At 64.0% G+C, this 19,436-nt stretch carries 10 protein-coding genes; 9 read left to right on the forward strand and 1 reads right to left on the reverse strand.

What is annotated here, in order from left to right:
* The first annotated feature begins 7 nt into the window (after positions 1 to 7).
* From IVB27_RS24085 to IVB27_RS24105, 5 genes are all read left to right on the forward strand, one after another.
* A complete protein-coding gene (locus tag IVB27_RS24085; RefSeq protein WP_249811694.1) occupies positions 8 to 745 on the forward strand; it encodes an amino acid ABC transporter ATP-binding protein in 738 nt (245 codons plus the stop codon).
* A 100-nt stretch (positions 746 to 845) separates the two neighbouring features.
* Complete coding sequence (locus IVB27_RS24090; protein ID WP_247445671.1) at positions 846 to 3,062, forward strand: tetratricopeptide repeat protein; 2,217 nt, start codon at positions 846 to 848, stop codon at positions 3,060 to 3,062.
* 118 nt (positions 3,063 to 3,180) lie between these two features.
* Positions 3,181 to 5,424, forward strand: coding sequence for an O-linked N-acetylglucosamine transferase, SPINDLY family protein (locus IVB27_RS24095; RefSeq protein WP_247445672.1), 2,244 nt, complete (start codon positions 3,181 to 3,183; stop codon positions 5,422 to 5,424).
* A 137-nt stretch (positions 5,425 to 5,561) separates the two neighbouring features.
* Positions 5,562 to 7,805, forward strand: a complete 2,244-nt coding sequence (locus IVB27_RS24100; RefSeq protein WP_247445673.1) for an O-linked N-acetylglucosamine transferase, SPINDLY family protein — start codon at positions 5,562 to 5,564, stop codon at positions 7,803 to 7,805.
* A 135-nt stretch (positions 7,806 to 7,940) separates the two neighbouring features.
* On the forward strand, positions 7,941 to 8,474 hold the full coding sequence (locus IVB27_RS24105; protein WP_247445674.1) for a DUF805 domain-containing protein: 534 nt from the start codon (positions 7,941 to 7,943) through the stop codon (positions 8,472 to 8,474).
* Here the strand turns inward: IVB27_RS24105 and IVB27_RS24110 are convergent.
* Complete coding sequence (locus IVB27_RS24110) at positions 8,471 to 9,505, reverse strand: cysteine synthase A (protein ID WP_247353443.1); 1,035 nt, start codon at positions 9,503 to 9,505, stop codon at positions 8,471 to 8,473. The genes IVB27_RS24105 and IVB27_RS24110 overlap by 4 nt on opposite strands.
* A gap of 735 nt (positions 9,506 to 10,240) precedes the next feature.
* Between IVB27_RS24110 and IVB27_RS24115 the strand changes: the two genes are divergently transcribed.
* The 4 genes from IVB27_RS24115 to IVB27_RS24130 are packed head-to-tail and all read left to right on the forward strand — an operon-like array spanning position 10,241 to position 19,399.
* On the forward strand, positions 10,241 to 11,725 hold the full coding sequence (locus IVB27_RS24115; protein WP_247445675.1) for an efflux transporter outer membrane subunit: 1,485 nt from the start codon (positions 10,241 to 10,243) through the stop codon (positions 11,723 to 11,725).
* Positions 11,715 to 13,109: an efflux RND transporter periplasmic adaptor subunit gene (locus tag IVB27_RS24120; protein WP_247445676.1), complete on the forward strand. Its 1,395-nt coding sequence runs from the start codon at positions 11,715 to 11,717 to the stop codon at positions 13,107 to 13,109. The genes IVB27_RS24115 and IVB27_RS24120 overlap by 11 nt, the downstream gene beginning before the upstream one ends.
* Before the next feature lie 36 nt (positions 13,110 to 13,145).
* Positions 13,146 to 16,295, forward strand: a complete 3,150-nt coding sequence (locus IVB27_RS24125; protein WP_247445677.1) for an efflux RND transporter permease subunit — start codon at positions 13,146 to 13,148, stop codon at positions 16,293 to 16,295.
* Positions 16,295 to 19,399, forward strand: coding sequence for an efflux RND transporter permease subunit (locus IVB27_RS24130; protein WP_247445678.1), 3,105 nt, complete (start codon positions 16,295 to 16,297; stop codon positions 19,397 to 19,399). The genes IVB27_RS24125 and IVB27_RS24130 overlap by 1 nt, the downstream gene beginning before the upstream one ends.
* The last annotated feature ends 37 nt before the right edge of the window (positions 19,400 to 19,436 follow it).

Consider the following 19,436-nt stretch of genomic DNA (forward strand, 5'->3'; position numbering starts at 1 on the left):
GCTCACCATGTCCGACTCCATCGTCAAGATTTCCGGCCTGAACAAATGGTACGGCGAGTTTCACGTGCTGCGCGACATCGACCTCGAGGTCCGCAAGGGCGAGCGCATCGTGATCTGCGGCCCGTCAGGCTCGGGTAAGTCGACGCTGATCCGCTGTATCAACGCGCTGGAGGAATTCCAGGAGGGCGAGATCGTCGTTGACGGTATCGAGCTCGGGCCGAACCTCAAGCACGTCGACGCCGTGCGGCGCGAAGTCGGCATGGTGTTCCAAAGCTTCAACCTGTTCCCGCACCTGACCGTGCTGGACAATTGCACGCTGGCGCCGATCTGGGTGCGCAACATCCCCAAGAAGGACGCCGAGGAGGCGGCGATGAAGTTTCTGGAGCGGGTCAAGATCCCGCACCAGGCCAACAAGTTTCCGGGGCAGATGTCCGGCGGTCAGCAGCAACGCGTCGCGATCGCCCGCGCGCTGACGATGAACCCAAAGGTGATGCTGTTCGACGAGCCGACCTCGGCGCTGGACCCCGAAATGGTCAAGGAGGTGCTCGATACCATGGTCGACCTCGCCGAGGAGGGCATGACCATGCTGGTCGTCACGCACGAGATGGGCTTTGCCCGCGAAGTCGCCAACCGCGTGGTGTTCATGGACGCCGGCCAGATCATCGAAGCCAACACGCCCAACGAGTTCTTCGCGGCCCCGCAGCACGCCCGCACAAAACTGTTCCTGAGCCAGATCCTGCGCTGAGCACCTGCGATCCGGTGGCCTCGCCGGTCTAACTGCCCCGCCAGCCTGGCACCATGCGAATCGGCTAGCCTCTTTTCGGGCCATCCTCCGGAGAGAGACTTTGCAGAGCAGCGCCGGCGCGCGCGCATTCCAGAACGCGCGATTGCAGAAGAAGTTGAAGAAGCAGGCGGACGCGGTCATGTCCGTCGCGGTTCAGGCGCTCGGACAGGGCAGATATGCGGAGGTTGAGACGCTCTGCCGTCAGATTCTGACGGAGGTTCCGGATCATTTCGACGCCGCACACCTGCTCGGCCTGCGCGCGTATGATGGCGGGCGGCTCGACGAGGCGCAACAGCTGCTCGAGCGCGCGATTGCGCTCGATCCGCGTTCGCCCGATGCCCATGGCAATCTCGGGGCCGTGTATTTCAATCTCCAAAAATTTCAGGACGCCCGCGCATGCCAGGAGAAGGCCATTGCGCTGAAGCCGAATTCTCCGATCGCTCTGACCAATCTCGGCAATACGCTGCTGCACATCGGCCTCGGCGAGCAGGCGATCGAACTGCACGAACGCGCTATCAGGCTGAAGCCGGACTATGCCGATGCATTCTGCAATCGCGGCATGGCGGAGCTGATCAAGGGCCAGTTCGAGCGCGCCAAGGAGAGTTTCGATCGCGCTCTGGTGTTTCAGCCGCGTCATGCGGAGGCGATCGCGGGCAAGGGCATGGTGTGCATCGAGCTCCGGCACTACGAAGAGGCGGCCGCCGCAATCGCAGCAGGGCTCGCGATCAAGCCGGATTCACCGAAGATTCTCGCGCAGCGCGGTCGGCTCAATCTCGATCTGTCGCGGCTGGAGCAGGCGCTCGCTGACTTCGACGCGGCGCTGGCGCTTTCGCCAAGGCTCGAAGTGGCCTTGCAGGGAAAGGCGCAAGTCAACATTCTCAAGGGCAACACGGCGGAGGCGATGGCGGCCGTCCAGACATTGCTCGAGGGAAATCCGCGGTCCGACATCGGAATTGCGCTTCTGGCTTCCTGCTATGCGAGTCAAGGAGAGATCGCGACGGCGCTCGAGCATCTCGACGCTGGGCTGGCAATCGCGCCGGACTATGCGGACTTGATCGGGCGCAAGATCTTCCTTCTGGACTATCTCCCAGACGCCGATTTTGCGGTCCAGCAGGCCGCGCGAAAACATTGGTGGGACGTGATCGGCGCCAAACTGCCGCAGCGGGCGTTGTCGCCTCGTAAGCTCGATCCGGACAAGCGGATCTCGATCGGATATGTCGCGTCCGAATTCAGGAACCACTCGGCAGCGTTCGCTCTGTTACCGGTGCTGCGCCATCATGATCACGCCAGGTTCGAGATCGTCTGCTATTCGTGCTCGCCGTTACGAGACGAGATGACCGACAAATTCAGATCGATGGCGGACGTATGGGTCGACGCCTGGCAGCTTTCGGACGACGAGCTGGCCGATCGCATCCAGGCCGACGGGATCGACATTCTGATCGACGTGTCCGGGCATTCGACCGGCAACAGGCTCCATGTCTTCGCCCGCAAGCCGGCCCCCATCCAGGTCACGGGATTCGGACACGCCACCGGTACCGGCCTTCAGACCATGGACCATGTGTTCGCGGATCCCATCTTCATTCCGCAATCGGCGCGTCATCTGCTGGCCGAAAAAGTTCATGATCTGCCGTGCCTGATCACGATCGATCCCATCCTGGATGTGCCGCCTTCGGAGCCTCCGATGCTCCGCAACGGCTATGTAACCTTCGGCGTGTTCAACCGCATCTACAAGATCTCGGACGAGGCCATCAGCGTGTGGTCGACAGTGATGGGCGAGGTGACGGGTTCGAAGATCATCATCAAGCATACCCTGCTTGACGATCCCTTGCTGCGCGGCAGACTGGTCGCGCGTTTCGTGGCGCGGGGCGTTGCCGTGGAGAACATCGTCTGCCTGGGCTCGACCTCGCGCCATGAGCATCTGCTGGCCTATGCGAAGGTCGACATTTCGCTCGACACGTTCCCGCAAAACGGCGGCGTCAGCACCTGGGAATCGCTCTATGGGGGCGTTCCGGTCGTCGCCAAGCTCGGCAACGGGGCCTCGTCGCGTGCCAGCGGGTCGATCGTGGCTGCCGTCGGTCTCGACGGCTGGGTCGCCGAGGACGACGACGGCTATGCGGCGATCGCATGCAAATATGCGGCGCAGCCCGCTCATCTGACGAAGTTGCGCGCCGAGTTGCCGGCTCTGATCGCGGCTTCGCCCGCCGGCAATGTCGAACTCTACACGCGCGAGGTCGAAGCGGCTTACCGCCAGTTCTGGCGCGACTATTGTAGTTCCTGAACCAGATACTGCGCTGAGCCCCCGGGGAAATCCCGGGGGTATCACCGCGCCAGCCGACCGGCCGGCCGGGCTTGCGAATCAGTTAGACTCTTCCCGGGCCATCCTCCGGAGAGACACCTTGCAGAGCAGCGGCGGCGGCGCGCGCGCATTCCAGAACGCGCGATTGCAGAAGAAATTGATGAAGCAGGCGGACGCCGTCCTCTCCGCCGCTGCGGCCGCCTATGGCCAGGGCCGATATGCCGAGACCGAGACGCTCTGCAGTGAGATCCTCAAAGCGCTTCCGGATCATGTCGATGCTACGCACCTGCTCGGCATGTGCGCGCATGACGGCCGGCGCCTGGAGGAGTCGCAAGAGCTGCTTGAGCGCGTGATTGCCATCGATCCCCGTTTGCACGATGCCCATAATAACCTCGCGACCGTGCATTTCGACCTCGGCAACTACGAAGAGGCGCGGCGGTGCCAGGAGAGGGCCATCGCGCTGAAACCGAATTTCGCGGTCGCGCTGACCAATCTCGGCAACACGCTGATGCATTTGGGGCTGTTCGGACAAGCGATCGATCTGCACGAGCGCGCAATCAAAGCCAAGCCGGACTGTGCCGACGCGTTCTGCAATCGCGGCATGGTCGAGATGATGATTGGACAGTTCGCGCGCGCCAAGGACAGTTTCGATCGCGCCCTGCTGTTTCAGCCGCATCACGCGGAGGCAATCGTCGGCAAGGGCATGGTCAGCATGGAGCTTCGGCACCACGACGAGGCGGCGGCCAAGTTTGCCCTGGCGCTCGCGATCAAGCCCGGTTCGCCGAGAATCCTGGCCCAGCGCGGGCGGCTCCATTTCGAACTGTCGCGCCTGGACCAGGCGCTCGCGGATTTCGATGCGGCGCTTGCGATTTCGCCCAAGCTCGAACTGGCCCTCCGGGGCAAGGCACAGACCTGCCTCCTGCAGGGAAAGACCGCGCAGGCCATTGCGGCCGCCACGAGCTTGATCGAGCAAAATCCGCGCTCCGAGATCGGAGTGGCCCTGATGGGATTCGCTTATTCACACCAGGGCGAGATCGACACCGCGATCGAATATCTCGATGCTGCGCTGGCGATCAGACCGGACTATTCGGAAGCGATCAGGGGCAAGATCTTCTTGCAGGACTACCGCGCAGAGGCCGATTTCGTGGTCCAGCAGGCGGTGCGAAGAGATTGGTGGGACTTGATCGGCGCCAAGCTGCCGCGACGGGAACTGCCGAAGCGGCCGCTCGATCCCGAAAAGCGGATTGTGGTCGGCTATGTTGCCTCTGAATTCCAGCAACACTCGGCGGCGCTCACCTTGCTGCCGGTGTTGAATCATCATGATCACGCCCGATTTGAAATCATCTGCTATTACTGCTGGCCGACACAGGATGAGTACACCGCCAAGTTCAAGTCACTGGCGGACGTCTGGGTCAACGCCTGGCAGCTGTCGGACGACGAACTGGCCGATCGTATTCAGGCGGACAATGTCGATATCCTGATCGACGTTTCGGGGCACACGACCGGTAACAGGCTCCCTGTTTTCGCGCGGAAGCCTGCCCCCATCCAGGTCACGGGCTTCGGACACGCGACAGGCACGGGCCTTCAGACCATGGATTATGTGCTCGCGGATCCCATTTTCATTCCGCCCTCGGTTCGGCATTTGTTTGCCGAGAAAATCCACGATCTGCCGTGCCTGATCACGATGGAGCCGGTCTCGGATCTGCAGCCCTCCGAGCTTCCGATGCTTCGCAACGGCTACGTTACCTTCGGTGTGTTTAACCGCATCTACAAGATATCGGATGCTGCGATCCGTGTCTGGTCGCGCGTGGTGCGAGAGGTGCCGGGATCCAAGATCATCCTCAAGCACGGTCTGCTCGACGATCCCTTGCTGCGCGATAGCCTGATCGCGCGTTTCGTGGCGCTGGGCATTGCCGACGAGAATATTACCTGCATGGGCTCGACCTCGCGCAACGACCATCTGCTGGCCTTTGCCAAGGTCGATATTTCCCTCGATACGTTCCCGCAGAATGGCGGCATCAGCACCTGGGAATCGCTCTACAAGGGCGTTCCAGTCGTAGCCAAGCTCGGCAACGGGGCCTCCTCGCGCGCCGGCGCCTCCATCGTGGCTGCCGTCGGTCTCGGGGACTGGGTCGCCGAGGATGACGAGGGCTACGCCGAGATCGCCTGCAGATACGCGGCGCAGCCCTCTCATCTGGCGAAGCTGCGTGCCGAGTTGCCGGCCCAGATCGCAGCTTCGCCCGCCGGCAATGTCGAAATCTACACGCGGGAGGTCGAAGCGGGCTATCGCCAGTTCTGGCGCGACTATTGTGCCGCCGCTCCCGAAGGCGGCGACGTTGCGTAGGCAGCCCGCACGAAGCTGTTCCTGAGCCAGTTCCTGCGTGATAGCCGGAAATCCCGGATGTTGCCGGGCCGGCTGACCGGCCGGTGACGCTTGCGAATCAGCTAGACTCTTCCCGGGCCATCCTCCGGAGAGATACCTTGCAGAGCAGCGGCGCCGGCGCGCGCGCATTCCAGAACGCGCGATTGCAGAAGAAATTGAAGAAGCAGGCGGACACCATCATCGCCGGTGCGGCGAACGCCTATGGCCAGGGCCGATATGCGGAGACGGACGCGCTCTGCCGTCAGATCCTGCAAGCTATGCCCGATCATTTCGACGCCACTCACCTGCTCGGCCTGTGCGTGCGTCATGGCGGGCGCATCGAGGAGGCGCGACAGCTGCTCGAGCGTGCGATCGCGATCGATCCGCGTTCGCACGAGGCCTATAACAATCTCGCGACCGTGCACCTGGACCTCAGGCAATTTGATGCAGCCCGCGCATGTCAGGAGAAGGCGATCGCGCTGAAGCCGAATTTCGTGCTGGCCCTCACCAGCCTTGGCAATACCTTGCTCCACTTGAGCCTGCCCGAACAGGCCATCGAACTGTACGATCGCGCCATTGCGCTGAAGCCGGACTTTGCCGACGCGCTTTGCAACCGTGGCATTGCCGAGCTGGCGCTGCACCGGTTCGACCGCGCCAAGCAAAGTTTCGATCGCGCCTTGTTGTTTCAGCCCCGTCACGCGGAAGCGCTCGTCGGCAAAGGCACGGTCAGCATTGACCTCAAGCACTACGATGAGGCGGAAGCCGCGCTCGCAGCGGCGCTCACGATCAGGCCCAATTCGGCCAAGGCCCTGGCACACCGCGGACGGCTCAATCTCGAGCTGTCGCGGTCGGAACGGGCGGCCACGGATTTTGATGCAGCACTTGCGCTTTCGCCCAAGCTCGAGGTGGCCTTGGAAGGGAAGGCGAAAGTCTCGCTCAACGCAGGGAATACGGCGCAGGCGATCCTGGCCTGCACGACCTTGCTCGAGGAAAATCCGCGCTCCGCGATCGCAATGACGCTGCTGAGCGCCTGTTTTGCACAACAGGGTGAGATCGCATCCGCGATCGAACATCTCGACGCCGCGCTGGCAATGGCGCCTGATCATGCGGACCTGATCGCGCGGAAGATCTACTTTCTGGACTTTCTCTCCGATGCCGATTTCGCGGTCCAGCAGGCCGCGCGAAAACATTGGTGGGACGCGATCGGCGCCAGATTGCCGCAAAGGAAGCTCTCACCCCGGCACCTCGATCCGGACAGAAGGATCGTAATCGGATATGTCGCTGCCGAGTTCTGGTACCACTCGGCGGCGTTCGGCCTGCTGCCGGTGCTGCGCCATCATGATCACGCCAGGTTCGAGATCGTCTGCTACTCGTGCTCGCCGTTACGAGACGAGATGACCGCCCAATTCAAGTCGACGGCGGACGTCTGGGTCGACGCCTGGCAGCTTTCGGACGACGAGCTGGCCGATCGCATTCAAGCCGACAAGGTCGATATCCTGATCGATGTCTCGGGGCATTCGACCGGGAACAGGCTCCCTGTTTTCGCGCGGAAGCCGGCTCCCGTCCAGGTCACCGGTTTCGGACATGCGACCGGGACCGGGCTTCAGACCATGGACTATTTGCTTGCGGATCCGATTTTCATTCCGCCGTCGGCGCGCCATCTGCTGGCCGAAAAGGTTCATGATCTGCCGTGTCTGATCACGACCGATCCGATCCTGGACGTGCCGCCTTCGGAGCTTCCCATGCTCCGCAACGGCTATGTGACTTTCGGCGTGTTCAACCGCATCTACAAGATCTCGGACGAGGCCATCCGCGTGTGGTCGAAAGTGATGCGAGCGGTGACCGGATCGAGGATCATCATCAAGCATACTCTGCTCGACGATCCCTTGCTGCGCGACAGCCTGGTCGCGCGGTTCGTGGCACGGGGCATTGCCGAAGAAAATGTCATCTGCCTGGGCTCGACCCCGCGTCATGAGCATCTGCTGGCGTTTGCGAATGTCGACATATCGCTCGACACGTTCCCGCAAAACGGTGGCGTCAGCACCTGGGAGTCGCTCTACGCGGGCGTGCCGGTCGTGGCCAAGCTCGGCAACGGCGCCTCGTCGCGCGCCGGCGGCTCGATCGTGGCTGCCGTCGGTCTCGACGACTGGGTCGCAGAGGACGACGACGGCTATGCCGCAATCGCCTGCCGATATGCGACACAGCCGGCGCATCTGGCGAAGTTGCGCGCGGAGTTGCCGGCTCGGATCGCGAGTTCGCCCGCCGGCAATGTCGAAATCTACACGCAAAGGGTCGAGGCGGGTTATCGCAAGTTCTGGCACGACTATTGTGCCTCGGCCTCGAAGGCCGGCGAGGGCGCCTGACCCTGCCGTCCGCGGCGAAGCATTAAATTGCGCAGGCCAGCTTAGTCGTCCGGAAACCATGAGCTGGGGTACGGGCGCGCCGGTTCATGGCTCCGAAAGCTGTTTCTGTGCCTATGGCGCCAAAAAGGTGCGCCAATGCTCGGTTTCGTCTTCGGCTTGAACGCCCGGCTCGGGCGGCTGCATTTCTTCCTCGCCTCGGTCGCGCTTGCGATCGTGATGACGGCGATCTGTTTTGCGATCGCAATGGCCGTGCTGCGCAGCACCTCGCCCAGTGCGATCCGGCCGGAAGACCTCACCAGGAGCTGGGCGATCATCGCTGCGATCGTCTTCTTCGGAGTGGCGACCTTCACGCTGCAATCGATGCGCATCCGCGACATCGGCTGGGATCCGGTCTGCGTGGTGCCGGCCTGGTTCGCGCTCATGATCGTCGATCATGTCGTCGCGGGCCGGTTTCCGGCCTGGGCGATCGGGCGGGAGCACCAGGCAACGGCGGTCGGCGCGCTCGTCAACCTCGTACTGATGCTCGCGCTCATGTTCTGGCCGACCGGCGACAGCGAGGGCTCCTACGGCGCTCCCCTCCCGCCGCGCACGCGCGAGGTCAGGCCCTCGCTATCGAACGAGCGTCTCGCGCGGGTGTCGCAGGGATCGTCGCGGTCGACCTGGGGCTAGACGAAAGGTAGCTTGATGTTGCTGCGCTTCTCCAGCCATTCCGGCACCGGAAGGTTCTTGGCGCGCATGAAGTCCGCGTTGAACAGCTTCGACTGGTAACGGCTGCCGGAATCGCAGAGCACGGTGACGATCGTCTTGCCCGGTCCGAGCTGCTTTGCAAGACGCATCGCGCCGGCAATATTGATGCCGGTGGAGCCGCCGAGACACAGGCCTTCGTGCTGGAGTAGTTCGTAGATCACCGTCACCGCTTCGGCATCGGGAATGAGATAGGCGTCATCGACCTTCGCGCTTTCGACGATTGCGGTCGCCCGGTTGAGGCCGATGCCTTCGGTGATCGAGCCGCCCGGCGTCGCCTTGGCATCGCCCGTTCTGAAATATTCATACATGCCGGCGCCATGCGGATCAGCGCAGGCGATCCTGACGTCCTTGCTCTTCTCTTTCAGATAGCGGCTGATGCCGGCCAGCGTGCCGCCGCTGCCGACCGAGCAGACGAAACCGTCGACCTTGCCGCCGGTCTGGTCCCAGATCTCGGGGCCGGTGGACTCGTAATGCGCCTTCGCATTGTCGAGGTTGTTCCATTGGTCGGCGAACAGCACGCCATTAGGCTCGGTCTTTCGCAGTTCGTCGGCGAGACGGCGGCCGACGTGCTGGTAGTTGTTCGGATTGGAATAGGGCAGGGCCGGCGATTCCAGGAGCTCGGCGCCGCACAGCTTCAAAAAGTCCTTCTTCTCCTGGCTCTGCGTCTCCGGGATCACGATCAGCGTACGGTAGCCGCGGGCGCTCGCGACGACCGCGAGCCCGATGCCCGTGTTGCCGGCCGTCGCTTCCACCACGAGGCCGCCCGGCTTGAGCTCGCCGCGTTTCTCCGCCTCCAGGATCATCCATTTGCCGGCGCGGTCCTTGACCGACTGGCCGGGATTCATGAACTCGGCCTTGCCCAGGATGGTGCATCCGGTCAGTTCGGAAGCACGCTTGAGCTTGATCAGCGGGGTGTTGCCGATGGCTTCGACAACGTCGTTTTTGATGGTCATGTCAGGGGAAATCACTGGCAAAGGGGTTGATCAGGTTGGCCAGAACCTAGTGCTTGGGAGGCAAAAGGGGAAGGCTTTTGCGCTGCGGCGAAACAAGCGGAAGTGCCCGCCGAAGCAGTAACATTTTTCCGTAAAGCAATCGCCGAGGATGAATGCTGGGCTACGTGGCGGGCTTCGGTAGGAGGATATGGCCGGTCTCTGCCTGGACATGGAAAATAACGGTCGTCGTCAGCACTCTCACGACCCATCCTCGCCTTTGGCCAGGACGCGCCGATGTCTGCGAGCGTGGATAACGTGCGGAAGGCGGCAGACATATCTGCGCGACGGATGCCTATTCGTTTTCGACAATCGACTTCGTCGACTGGTCCGGCCTGGCTTCTGGACTGCGCTGAAGCCGCATCGCGAGCGGTGCGGGCGGATTGAGGGGATTGGCATCGGTGTGGCGGCAATATCACATGAAATCTTGGTAAGCTTGAACGCGCTCCGGAATGGCTTTGGAATTCAAGAAATACCTGCAGGACAGTGGCTTTTATATTTTCATAGTTTTGGAATCGTCGCATTTTGGCGGCCATCTCGCAACTGCGGGACTGTCCCGCTGTTCCGCGCCCGGCTAGGATGGGTGTCCGGTTCCGCAGAAAGCATCACCGCTGTGAACGAGTTATCCAGAGACCCCCGACTGTCCCGCCGCGAATCGGCTAATCCGTCGCGGCGGCGGCTCGATCTGCCCGGCGGGGGGTGGATGTGACACAGGATGTTCCTGCGACCGCCGTGTGGCGGTCTCCAGGTTCCGCGTCCCGGACGCGGCGCGCGACGCGCTGGCTTGCAGTGCTTTGCCTCGCCGCCGGTTCGGGCGCTTGCGTGCTGACGCAGGATCTACCGGATCCGGCGCTCGACGTTCCCACGCAGTACAAATACGCCGGCAAGGCCGATGCGCCGCCCACGCTGGATTGGTGGCGCGGCTTCCGCTCGGCGGAGCTGACGCAACTGATGGAGGAGGCGCACACCGTCAACCTCGACATCGCCGCCGCCGTCGCGCGCATCGTCCAGGCCGACGCCCAGGCGCGGCAGGCGGGCGCTGCACTGCTGCCGAGCCTGTCAGGGAGCGGGTCGGAGACCTATTCGCGCACCTCGGGCTCGTCGTCCTCCGGTCTCACCAATGGCGGCCGCGAGGTCGTCAACTACTCGGCCTCGCTCAGCGCGAGCTACCAGCTCGACTTCTGGGGCCAGAACCGCGATGCGCTGCAAACGGCCGAAGAGACCGCCAACGCCAACCGCTTCGACCGCGACGTCGTCGCGCTGACGACGCTGGCAGGTGTCGCCAATGCCTATTTCCAGGTGCTGGCCTCGCAGGACCGCCTTCGCACCGCCCAGCGCAACATTGCGAGCGCCCAGCGCATCCTCGATGCCATCCGTGAGCGCCGCAAGGCCGGCACCGGCACCGATCTCGACGTCGCACAGCAGGAGAGCGTGCTCGCCAACCAGAAGGCGCTGGTGCCGCCGCTGCGGCAGACGCTGGACCAGAACGTCAACGCGCTCGCGGTGCTGGTGTCGCGGCCGCCGGAGAGCGTGCGTGTGCTCGGCGGCTCCCTGAACGACATCGCGATCCCGCGCGTCACGCCCGGCCTGCCGTCGGAGCTGCTGACGCAGCGGCCGGATATTCGACGTCAGGAGGCGCAGCTTGCCTCGGCCACCGCGAACATCGGCAATGCCCGTGCGCAGTTCTTTCCGACCATCCAGCTCACCGGCAATGGCGGCTATCAGAGTTCAGCGCTGGTGTCGCTGTTCCAGCCGCATGCAGCGTTCTTCCAGCTCGTCGGCAGCGCGGCGCAGCCGATCTTCGACGGCGGCAAGATCCTCGGCAATTTCGAATTTGCCAAGGCGCGGCAGGATGAATTGCTCCAGACCTACCGCAAGACCATCATCCAGTCGTTTGCCGATGTCGACAATGCGCTGTTCTCGATCAAGCAGACTACGATCAAGCTGCAATTGCAGCGTGATGTCCTGACCGCCTCACGCCGCGCGTTCGATCTCTCCGAGCAGCAATTGCGCGCCGGCACTGCCGACATCGTGACCGTGCTCAATACCCAACTGACCCTGTTTCAGGCGGAAGACGCGCTGTCGCAGGCGCAACTTGCCCGGCTTCTTGCTATCGTCAGCCTGTATCAGGCGCTCGGCGGCGGCTGGGAGCCGAGGATGGAGAAACCGGTCAATGCTCTTTAAGCCGGACACGAAGCAAGGCGCGAAAGAAGGGACGGCGAAAAGGTCGCGCGGCCGCGGCTTCGTCATGACCCTGATCACGCTCGCGATCCTCGGCGGGCTTGGCTATCTCGGCTGGACCGCTACGCATCAGCAGCCGCAGGCGAACAACCGCAACCAGCGGCCCGATCTGCCGGTGCCGGTGCTGGCGGCGAGCCCGCGGGTCCAGGACGTTCCTGTCTATCTCGACGGCGTCGGCGCGATCCGCGCACTCAACACCGTGACCGTGCGCTCGCAGGTCGACGGCAAGCTGATCGCGGTCAACTTCACGGAAGGCCAGGAGGTCAAGAAGGGCGACGTGCTTGGCGAGATCGACCCGGCGCTCTATCAGGCGACGTATGACCAGGTCGTTGCCAAGAAGGCGCAGGACCAGGCCCAGCTCGCCAACCAGCGTATCGACCTCACACGCTACGAGCAGTTGGCTGCGTCCAACGCCGGCTCCAAGCAGCAAGCCGACACCCAGCGCGCACTGGTCGCACAGACCGAGGCGCTGGTGAAGGCCGACCAGGCCGCGATCGACAACGCAGCGGCGACGCTGAGCTACACCAAGATCGTGGCGCCGCTCTCGGGTCGAGCCGGCCTGCGCCAGGTCGACCAGGGCAACATCATCCACGCCTCCGACATCACGGGCCTCGTCGTCATCACGCAATTGCAGCCGATCGCGGTGTGGTTCAGCCTGCCGCAACAGCAGATCATGCGGGTCAACGCGGCCGCGTCGATGGGCACGCTTGCGGTCGACGTATTCGGCAATGACGGCATCACCGTAATCGACAGCGGCAAGCTCACAGGCATCGACAACCAGGTCGATCAGACCACCGGCACGCTCAAGCTCAAGGCCGAATTCCCCAACGCCAATTACCAGGTCTGGCCGGGCCAGTTCGTCAATGTCCGCCTCAAGGTCGAGACCTTGATGCAGGCGCTGGTGGTGCCGACCTCGGCCGTGCAGCGCGGACCGATCGGCACCTTCAGCTATGTCATCAGCGAGGACAATGTCGTCTCGGCCAAGCCCGTGACGGTGACACAGCAGAACGAACATGACGCCGTCATTGCGAGCGGCCTGTCGGCGACCGACAAGGTCGTCACCACAGGCTTTGCCAATCTGTCCGACGGCTCCAAGGTGGTCATCGGCCGCGACGACCAGACCCCGTCGGCCGATCTCGCACCGCGCAAGCGCTCGCGCGGGCCGGATGGTCAGAAGAAGGATGGTGCAAAAGACGGCCAGAAGGACGGACAAGGCAAGGACGGCGAGTTTCGCGCCAAGCGGAAGAGCAGCGAAGGCGACCAGAAGGGCCAGACCGGACCGGCACCAGGGCCGGGAGCATCGGGAAGTGGAGCCAAGCAGCCATGATCCCGACAACAGCCGCCTGAGCGGTAGGCGTATCCCATGGGCGTCTCCGAACCCTTCATCCGACGGCCGATCGCGACCTCGCTGCTCGGCATCGCGCTTCTGATCGGCGGGCTGCTGGGCTATTTCGCGCTGCCGGTCTCTGCGTTGCCGCAGGTCGATTTCCCAACCGTGCAGGTGACGACGCAATTGCCCGGCGCGAGCCCCGACGTGATTGCCTCGCTGATCACCGCGCCGCTGGAGCGGCAGCTCGGCCAGATCCCGTCGCTGTCGGCGATGAACTCGACGAGTTCGTTCGGCGTCAGCCAGATATCGCTCCAGTTCGATCTCAACCGCGACATCGACGGCGCGACCCAGGATGTCCAGGCCGCGATCAATGCCGCGGCCGGCGTCTTGCCAAAAACGCTGCCTTATCCGCCGACCTACGCCAAGGTGAATCCGGCCGATGCGCCGGTGATGACTTTGGCGCTTCGCTCCGACACGATCTCGATGCGGGCGATGAGCGACATCGCCGACACGCTTTTGGCGCAACGTTTGAGCCAGATCTCCGGCGTCGGACGGGTCTCGGTGCTCGGCGGGCTGAAGCCGGCGGTTCGCATCCAGGCGGATCTGGCGCGGTTGGCTGCCTATGGCATCGCCATGGAGGATCTGCGCACCGCGATCGCCAATGCCAACGTCTCGGGGCCGAAAGGCTCGCTCGACGGCGCACAGCAATCCTACATCATCGCCGCCAACGACCAGATCGCCGCCGCCGACGCCTACAAGCCTGTGATCATCGCGTACCGCAACGGCTCGCCTGTCACCATCGCCGACGTCGCGCAGATCGTCGACGGGCTGGAAAACGACCGCACCGGCGGCTGGTACCAGGGTTCGCCTGCCGTCATCATCGACATCCAGCGTCAGCCCGGCGCCAATGTGATCGACGTCGTCAGCCAGATCCGCGCGGAAATCCCAAAGGTCCAGCGCGCTATTCCGGCCGGGGTGAACCTCACCATCGTCTCCGACCGCACCGTCACCATCCGTGCCTCGGTCCGCGACGTGCAGTTCACGTTGATCCTGAGCGTCGTGCTGGTGACGCTGGTGGTGCTGCTGTTCCTGCGCTCGCTACGCGCCACGCTGATCGCCGGCGTAGCGCTGCCGCTGTCGCTGATCACCAGCTTCGGCATCATGTATTTCGCCGGCTTCAGCCTCGACAATCTGTCGCTGATGGCGCTCACGATCGGCACCGGCTTCGTCGTCGACGATGCCATCGTGATGATCGAGAACATCGTCCGTCACATGGAGAACGGCGACGGCGCGATGGAGGCTTCGCTCAAGGGCGCCAGCGAAATCGGCTTCACCGTGATCTCGCTGACGGTGTCGTTGATCGCGGTGTTCATCCCGCTGTTGTTCATGTCAGGCCTTGTGGGTCGCATGTTCCGCGAATTCGCGCTGACGCTGACGATCGCGGTCGTGACCTCGGCCGTGGTCTCGCTGACGCTGACGCCGATGATGTGCTCGCGGCTGCTCAAGCACGCTCATGAGGAACTGGCGGTACCGGGACTGGCTGCGATCAGCCGCTTCATCGACCGGGCCGTCGAGGGTTATCACCGGACGCTGCTGTGGGTGCTGGAACGTCAGCGCGCTACGCTGGTCGTGACTTTTGCTACGCTGGTGGCAACCCTGGTTCTCTACGTCGTCGCGCCGAAGGGCTTTTTGCCGCTGCAGGACACCGCCTCGATCACGGCGGTGACGGAAGCCGGTGCCGACGTGTCGTTCGCGGAGATGCAGAAGCGGCAGGGCGAGGCCGCCGACGCCATCAAGGCCGACCCTGATGTGACCGGCGTGGTCTCGGTCATTGGCGCCGGCTCGGTCAACCCGACCACCAATGTCGGGCGACTTGTCATGACGCTGAAACCTCGTGGCGAGCGGCGCGACGATGTCAGCGCGGTTATCGCCCGGCTGAAGGAGACGGTATCAGGCATCCCCGGCATGACCGTCTATTTCCAGCCGGTGCAGGACGTGCAGATCTCGACCCAGTCGAGCCGCTCGCAATACCAGTACACGCTGACCGGCACCGACGCGGCGCTGGTGTCGGAATGGGCGCGCAAGCTGGTCGCCGAGATGCGGCGCGATCCGCTGTTCCGCGACGTCTCCTCGGAGGCGCAGGAAGGCGGATTGCGGGCGCAGCTCACTGTCGACCGCACCCGGGCCGGCCAGCTTGGCGTCAGCCTGCAGGGCATCACCGACACGCTCAACGACGCCTTCGCGCAGCGCCAGATCTCGACCATCTACGGCCAGGCCAACCAGTACCGCGTGGTATTGGAAGCGCTGCCGATGTATCAGCGCGATCCCTCGATCCTATCGAAGCTTTATCTGCCGGGCGGGGCGAGCGCGACCGCCGGCGCGCCCAACGCGCAGGTGCCGCTGTCCGCCGTCGCGACGCTGACCCGGACCACCGCACCGCTGGCGATCTCGCACCAGGCGCAATTCCCGTCGATCTCGCTCAGCTTCAACCTCGCGCCGGGCGCGGCGCTCGGCGATGCCGTCGAGGCCGTGAAGACCATCGAGACCCGGATCGAGATGCCCAACAGCATCGTCGGCGTCTATGCCGGCGACGCCGCGGAATTCTCCAAGGCGCTTGCCGGCCAGCCCTGGCTGCTGCTCGCCGCGGTGATCACGATCTACATCGTGCTCGGCGTGCTCTATGAGAGCTACATCCACCCGATCACGATCCTGTCCACGCTGCCGTCAGCCGGCGTCGGCGCGATCCTGGCGCTGATGCTGTGCGGGCAGGACCTCTCGGTGATAGGCCTGATCGGCATCATCCTGTTGATGGGCATCGTCAAGAAGAACGCGATCATGATGATCGACTTCGCTCTGGAAGCGGAGCGCAACCAAGGCATGCCGCCGCATGAGGCGATCGTGCAGGCTTGCTTGCTGCGCTTCCGCCCGATCATGATGACGACGCTGGCCGCGCTGTTCGGCGCGCTGCCGCTGGCGATCGAGAGCGGCACCGGCGCCGAGCTGCGCTTTCCGCTCGGTATCTCCATCATCGGCGGTTTGCTGCTGAGCCAGTTGCTCACGCTCTACACCACGCCGGTGATCTACCTCGCGCTCGACCGCATCAACCGCCGCCTCGAGCAGGCGCTGCCGCCGGCGGAATCCGGCGGCCCGCCCGTCGCGGGCGCGACCGAGGGGATGCAGTGATGGCATCGATCTCGGAGCCCTTCATCCGCCGCCCGGTCGCGACCACGCTGCTATCGATTGGGTTGTTCCTGCTGGGTGGGGTCGCCTACGAGTTCCTTCCCGTCGCCTCGGTCCCGAATGTCGATTTCCCCGCCGTCTTCGTCTCGGCCAGCCGTCCGGGCGCCGACCCCTCCGTGATGGCCGCGACAGTTGCGTCGCCGCTTGAGCGCCGGCTAGGCGAGATCGCGGGCATCAACCAGATCACTTCGACGTCGTCGCTCGGCACCACCAACATCCAGCTCCAGTTCGATATCGGCCGCAACATCGACAAGGCCGCGCGCGACGTGCAGGCGGCGATCAACGCATCGCTGGTCGATCTGCCGAGCGATTTGCCGACGTTGCCGCGCTTCCGCAAGGCCAACACCGCCGGCGCCCCCGTGTTCGTGCTGGCGCTGACCTCGAAGACGCTGTCGGCGAGCGCGATCTACGACGTCGCCGATACGGTGCTGGCGCAGCGCATCTCGCAGGTGCCGGGCGTCGGCGACGTCACGGTTTCCGGCGCCGATCAGCCGGCAGTGCGGGTGCAGCTCAACCCCGTCGCGCTGTCCAACGCCGGCATCGCCACCGACGACGTGCGGACCGCGATCATCAATGCCAACCCGCTCGGTCCCGTCGGCATCTTCAACGGCGAGCGCCAGAGCGAAACGCTGTCGCTCAACAAGCAGATGCGGACGGCGAAAGAGTTCCGCGACATCGTCATCAAGAGCTCGAACGGCAATTTCGTCCGGCTGGCCGACGTCGCCGACATCGAGGACGGCGTCCGCAACGCCCGCTCGATCGCCTGGTTCAACAAGCAGCCGGCGGTGCTGATCCAGATCACCAAGCAGGGCGATGCCAACGTCATCGACACCGTCGACCGGGTGAAGGCGCTGATCCCCGAATTGAAGCAATGGATCCCGGCCGGCGTCGATATTTCCACTTTGGTCGATCGCACCAGCACGATCCGCGCCAGCGTGCTCGACATGCAGTGGACCTTGCTCGCGACCGCCATCCTGGTGATGGTCGTCGTGTTCGTGTTCCTGCGGCGGCTGACGCCGACGATCGCGGCTGGAATCTCCGTGCCGCTGGCGCTGGCCGGGACCTGCGCCGGCATGTGGGTCGCGGGCTTCTCGATCGACAATCTGTCGCTGATGGCGCTGGCGATCTCCGTCGGCTTCGTGGTCGATGACGCAATCGTCATGATCGAGAACATGTACCGCAATCTCGAGCACGGCATGCGGCCGCTCCAGGCGGCATTGGACGGGGCCCGGCAGATCGGCTTCACCGTTGTGTCGATCAGCCTGTCGCTGATCGCAGCCTTCACGCCGCTGATCTTCATGGACGGCATCGTGGGCCGGCTGCTGCGCGAGTTCTCGCTGACGCTGACCTTCGCGATCCTGGTCTCGACCCTGGTGTCGCTCACGGTGACGCCGATGATCTGCGCGCATTACATTCGAGAGGCCATGTCCGGGACGGCGACCCTGTTCGACCGCATCATCGAAGGTTCGCTGTCGCGCATCGTCGCGTTCTATACCCGCACCCTGCGCACTGTTCTCGAATATCCGCTGCTGACGCTGCTGGTGTTCTTCGCCACCATCGGCCTCACAATCACGCTCTACATCAAGATCCCCAAGGGCTATTTCCCGACCGATGATTCCGGCTTCGTCATCGGCGCGACGCGCGCCTCGGCAGACATCTCGTTCCAGTCGATGCTGAGCCTGCAGCAGCGGCTCGCCGACATCGTGATGCAGGACCCGGCCGTGGCCGGCATCGGCTCGACCGTCGGCAGCGGCGGCGGGCCGGGCGGCGCGACGTCCAATCGCGGCATCATGTACATCAGCCTGAAGCCGCCGGAGGAGCGCGACCACGTCTCGACCCAGGTGGTGATCGACCGTCTCAGACGCGCCCTGTACCCGGTGCCCGGCATCCGCCTCTTCATGTTCGCCGCCCAGGACGTGCGCGCCGGCGGCCGACAGAGCGATTCCGACTATCAGTACACGCTGACCAGCACCGATCTCGGCCTGTTGCAGAAGTGGGCTCCCATTGTGGCCAAGCGCATGGAGAGCGTGGAGGGCATCACCGATATCTCCAGCGACCGCGATCCCGGTGGACTTCAACTGACCCTGTCCATCGACCGCCAGAAGGCCTCGGCGCTCGGCGTCCGTGTCCAGGACATCGACAACGCGCTCAACAACGCCTTCTCGCAGCGGCAGATCGGGATTATCTACACCCAGCGCAACCAGTACATGACCGTGCTGGAGATCGATCCGAAATTCCAGGTCGACCCGTCCAACCTCGAACGCATCTATGTCGCCGGCGCGGGCGATGCGCAGGTGCCGCTGTCGGCCGTGGTGCATGCGACGCGCGGGCTCGCCGCGCTCGCGGTCTATCATTCGCAGTCGTTCCCATCGACCACGGTGTCGTTCAACCTGCTGCCGGACGTGCAGATCCAGGCCGCAACGCAAAACATCCAGCGCGCGGTCGAGGAATTGCACATGCCGGAGGGCATCCGCGGCAGTTTTGACGGCAATGCCGGCGATTTCGCCAAGACCAGCGGCCGCCAGCCGCTCCTGATCCTCGGCGCGCTGGTGGCGATGTATATCGTGCTCGGCGTGCTCTACGAGAGCCTCGCCCATCCGCTCACGATCATCTCGACGCTGCCCTCGGCGGGCCTCGGCGCTCTTCTTGCACTTCAGATCACGAATACGCCGCTGACGGTGATCGCTTTCGTCGGCATCATCCTGTTGATCGGCATCGTCAAGAAGAACGGCATCATGATGGTGGATTTCGCGCTCGACGCCGAGCGCCAGCGCGGCCTGTCCTCGGCGGAGGCGATCTTCGAGGCCTGCCAGGCGCGCTTCCGCCCGATCCTGATGACGACCATGGCGGCATTGTTTGCCGGCATTCCGCTGGTGGTCGCGACCGGCCCCGGCACGGAGCTGCGCCGTCCGCTTGGCATCACCATCATCGGCGGGCTGTTCGTCTCCCAAATCCTGACACTCTACACCACGCCCGTGATCTACCTGCTGATCGACCGCCTGCGCCGGCGCTCCGAGCCGCGCCCGCTGGCCGCGCCGGCTGAATAGGCAGGTTGTTGAACCGCCGTGCAAAGCGTATAGCGGC

The sequence above is a fragment of the Bradyrhizobium sp. 197 genome (assembly GCF_023073375.1).
Taxonomy (GTDB): domain Bacteria; phylum Pseudomonadota; class Alphaproteobacteria; order Rhizobiales; family Xanthobacteraceae; genus Bradyrhizobium.

Coding starts and splice junctions, on each gene's coding strand:
- IVB27_RS24085 (WP_249811694.1), top strand. CDS start 8: ATGTCCGACTCCATCGTCAAGATTTCCGGCCTGAACAAATGGTACGGC.
- IVB27_RS24105 (WP_247445674.1), top strand. CDS start 7,941: ATGCTCGGTTTCGTCTTCGGCTTGAACGCCCGGCTCGGGCGGCTGCAT.
- IVB27_RS24110 (WP_247353443.1), bottom strand. CDS start 9,505: ATGACCATCAAAAACGACGTTGTCGAAGCCATCGGCAACACCCCGCTG.
- IVB27_RS24120 (WP_247445676.1), top strand. CDS start 11,715: ATGCTCTTTAAGCCGGACACGAAGCAAGGCGCGAAAGAAGGGACGGCG.
- IVB27_RS24125 (WP_247445677.1), top strand. CDS start 13,146: ATGGGCGTCTCCGAACCCTTCATCCGACGGCCGATCGCGACCTCGCTG.
- IVB27_RS24130 (WP_247445678.1), top strand. CDS start 16,295: ATGGCATCGATCTCGGAGCCCTTCATCCGCCGCCCGGTCGCGACCACG.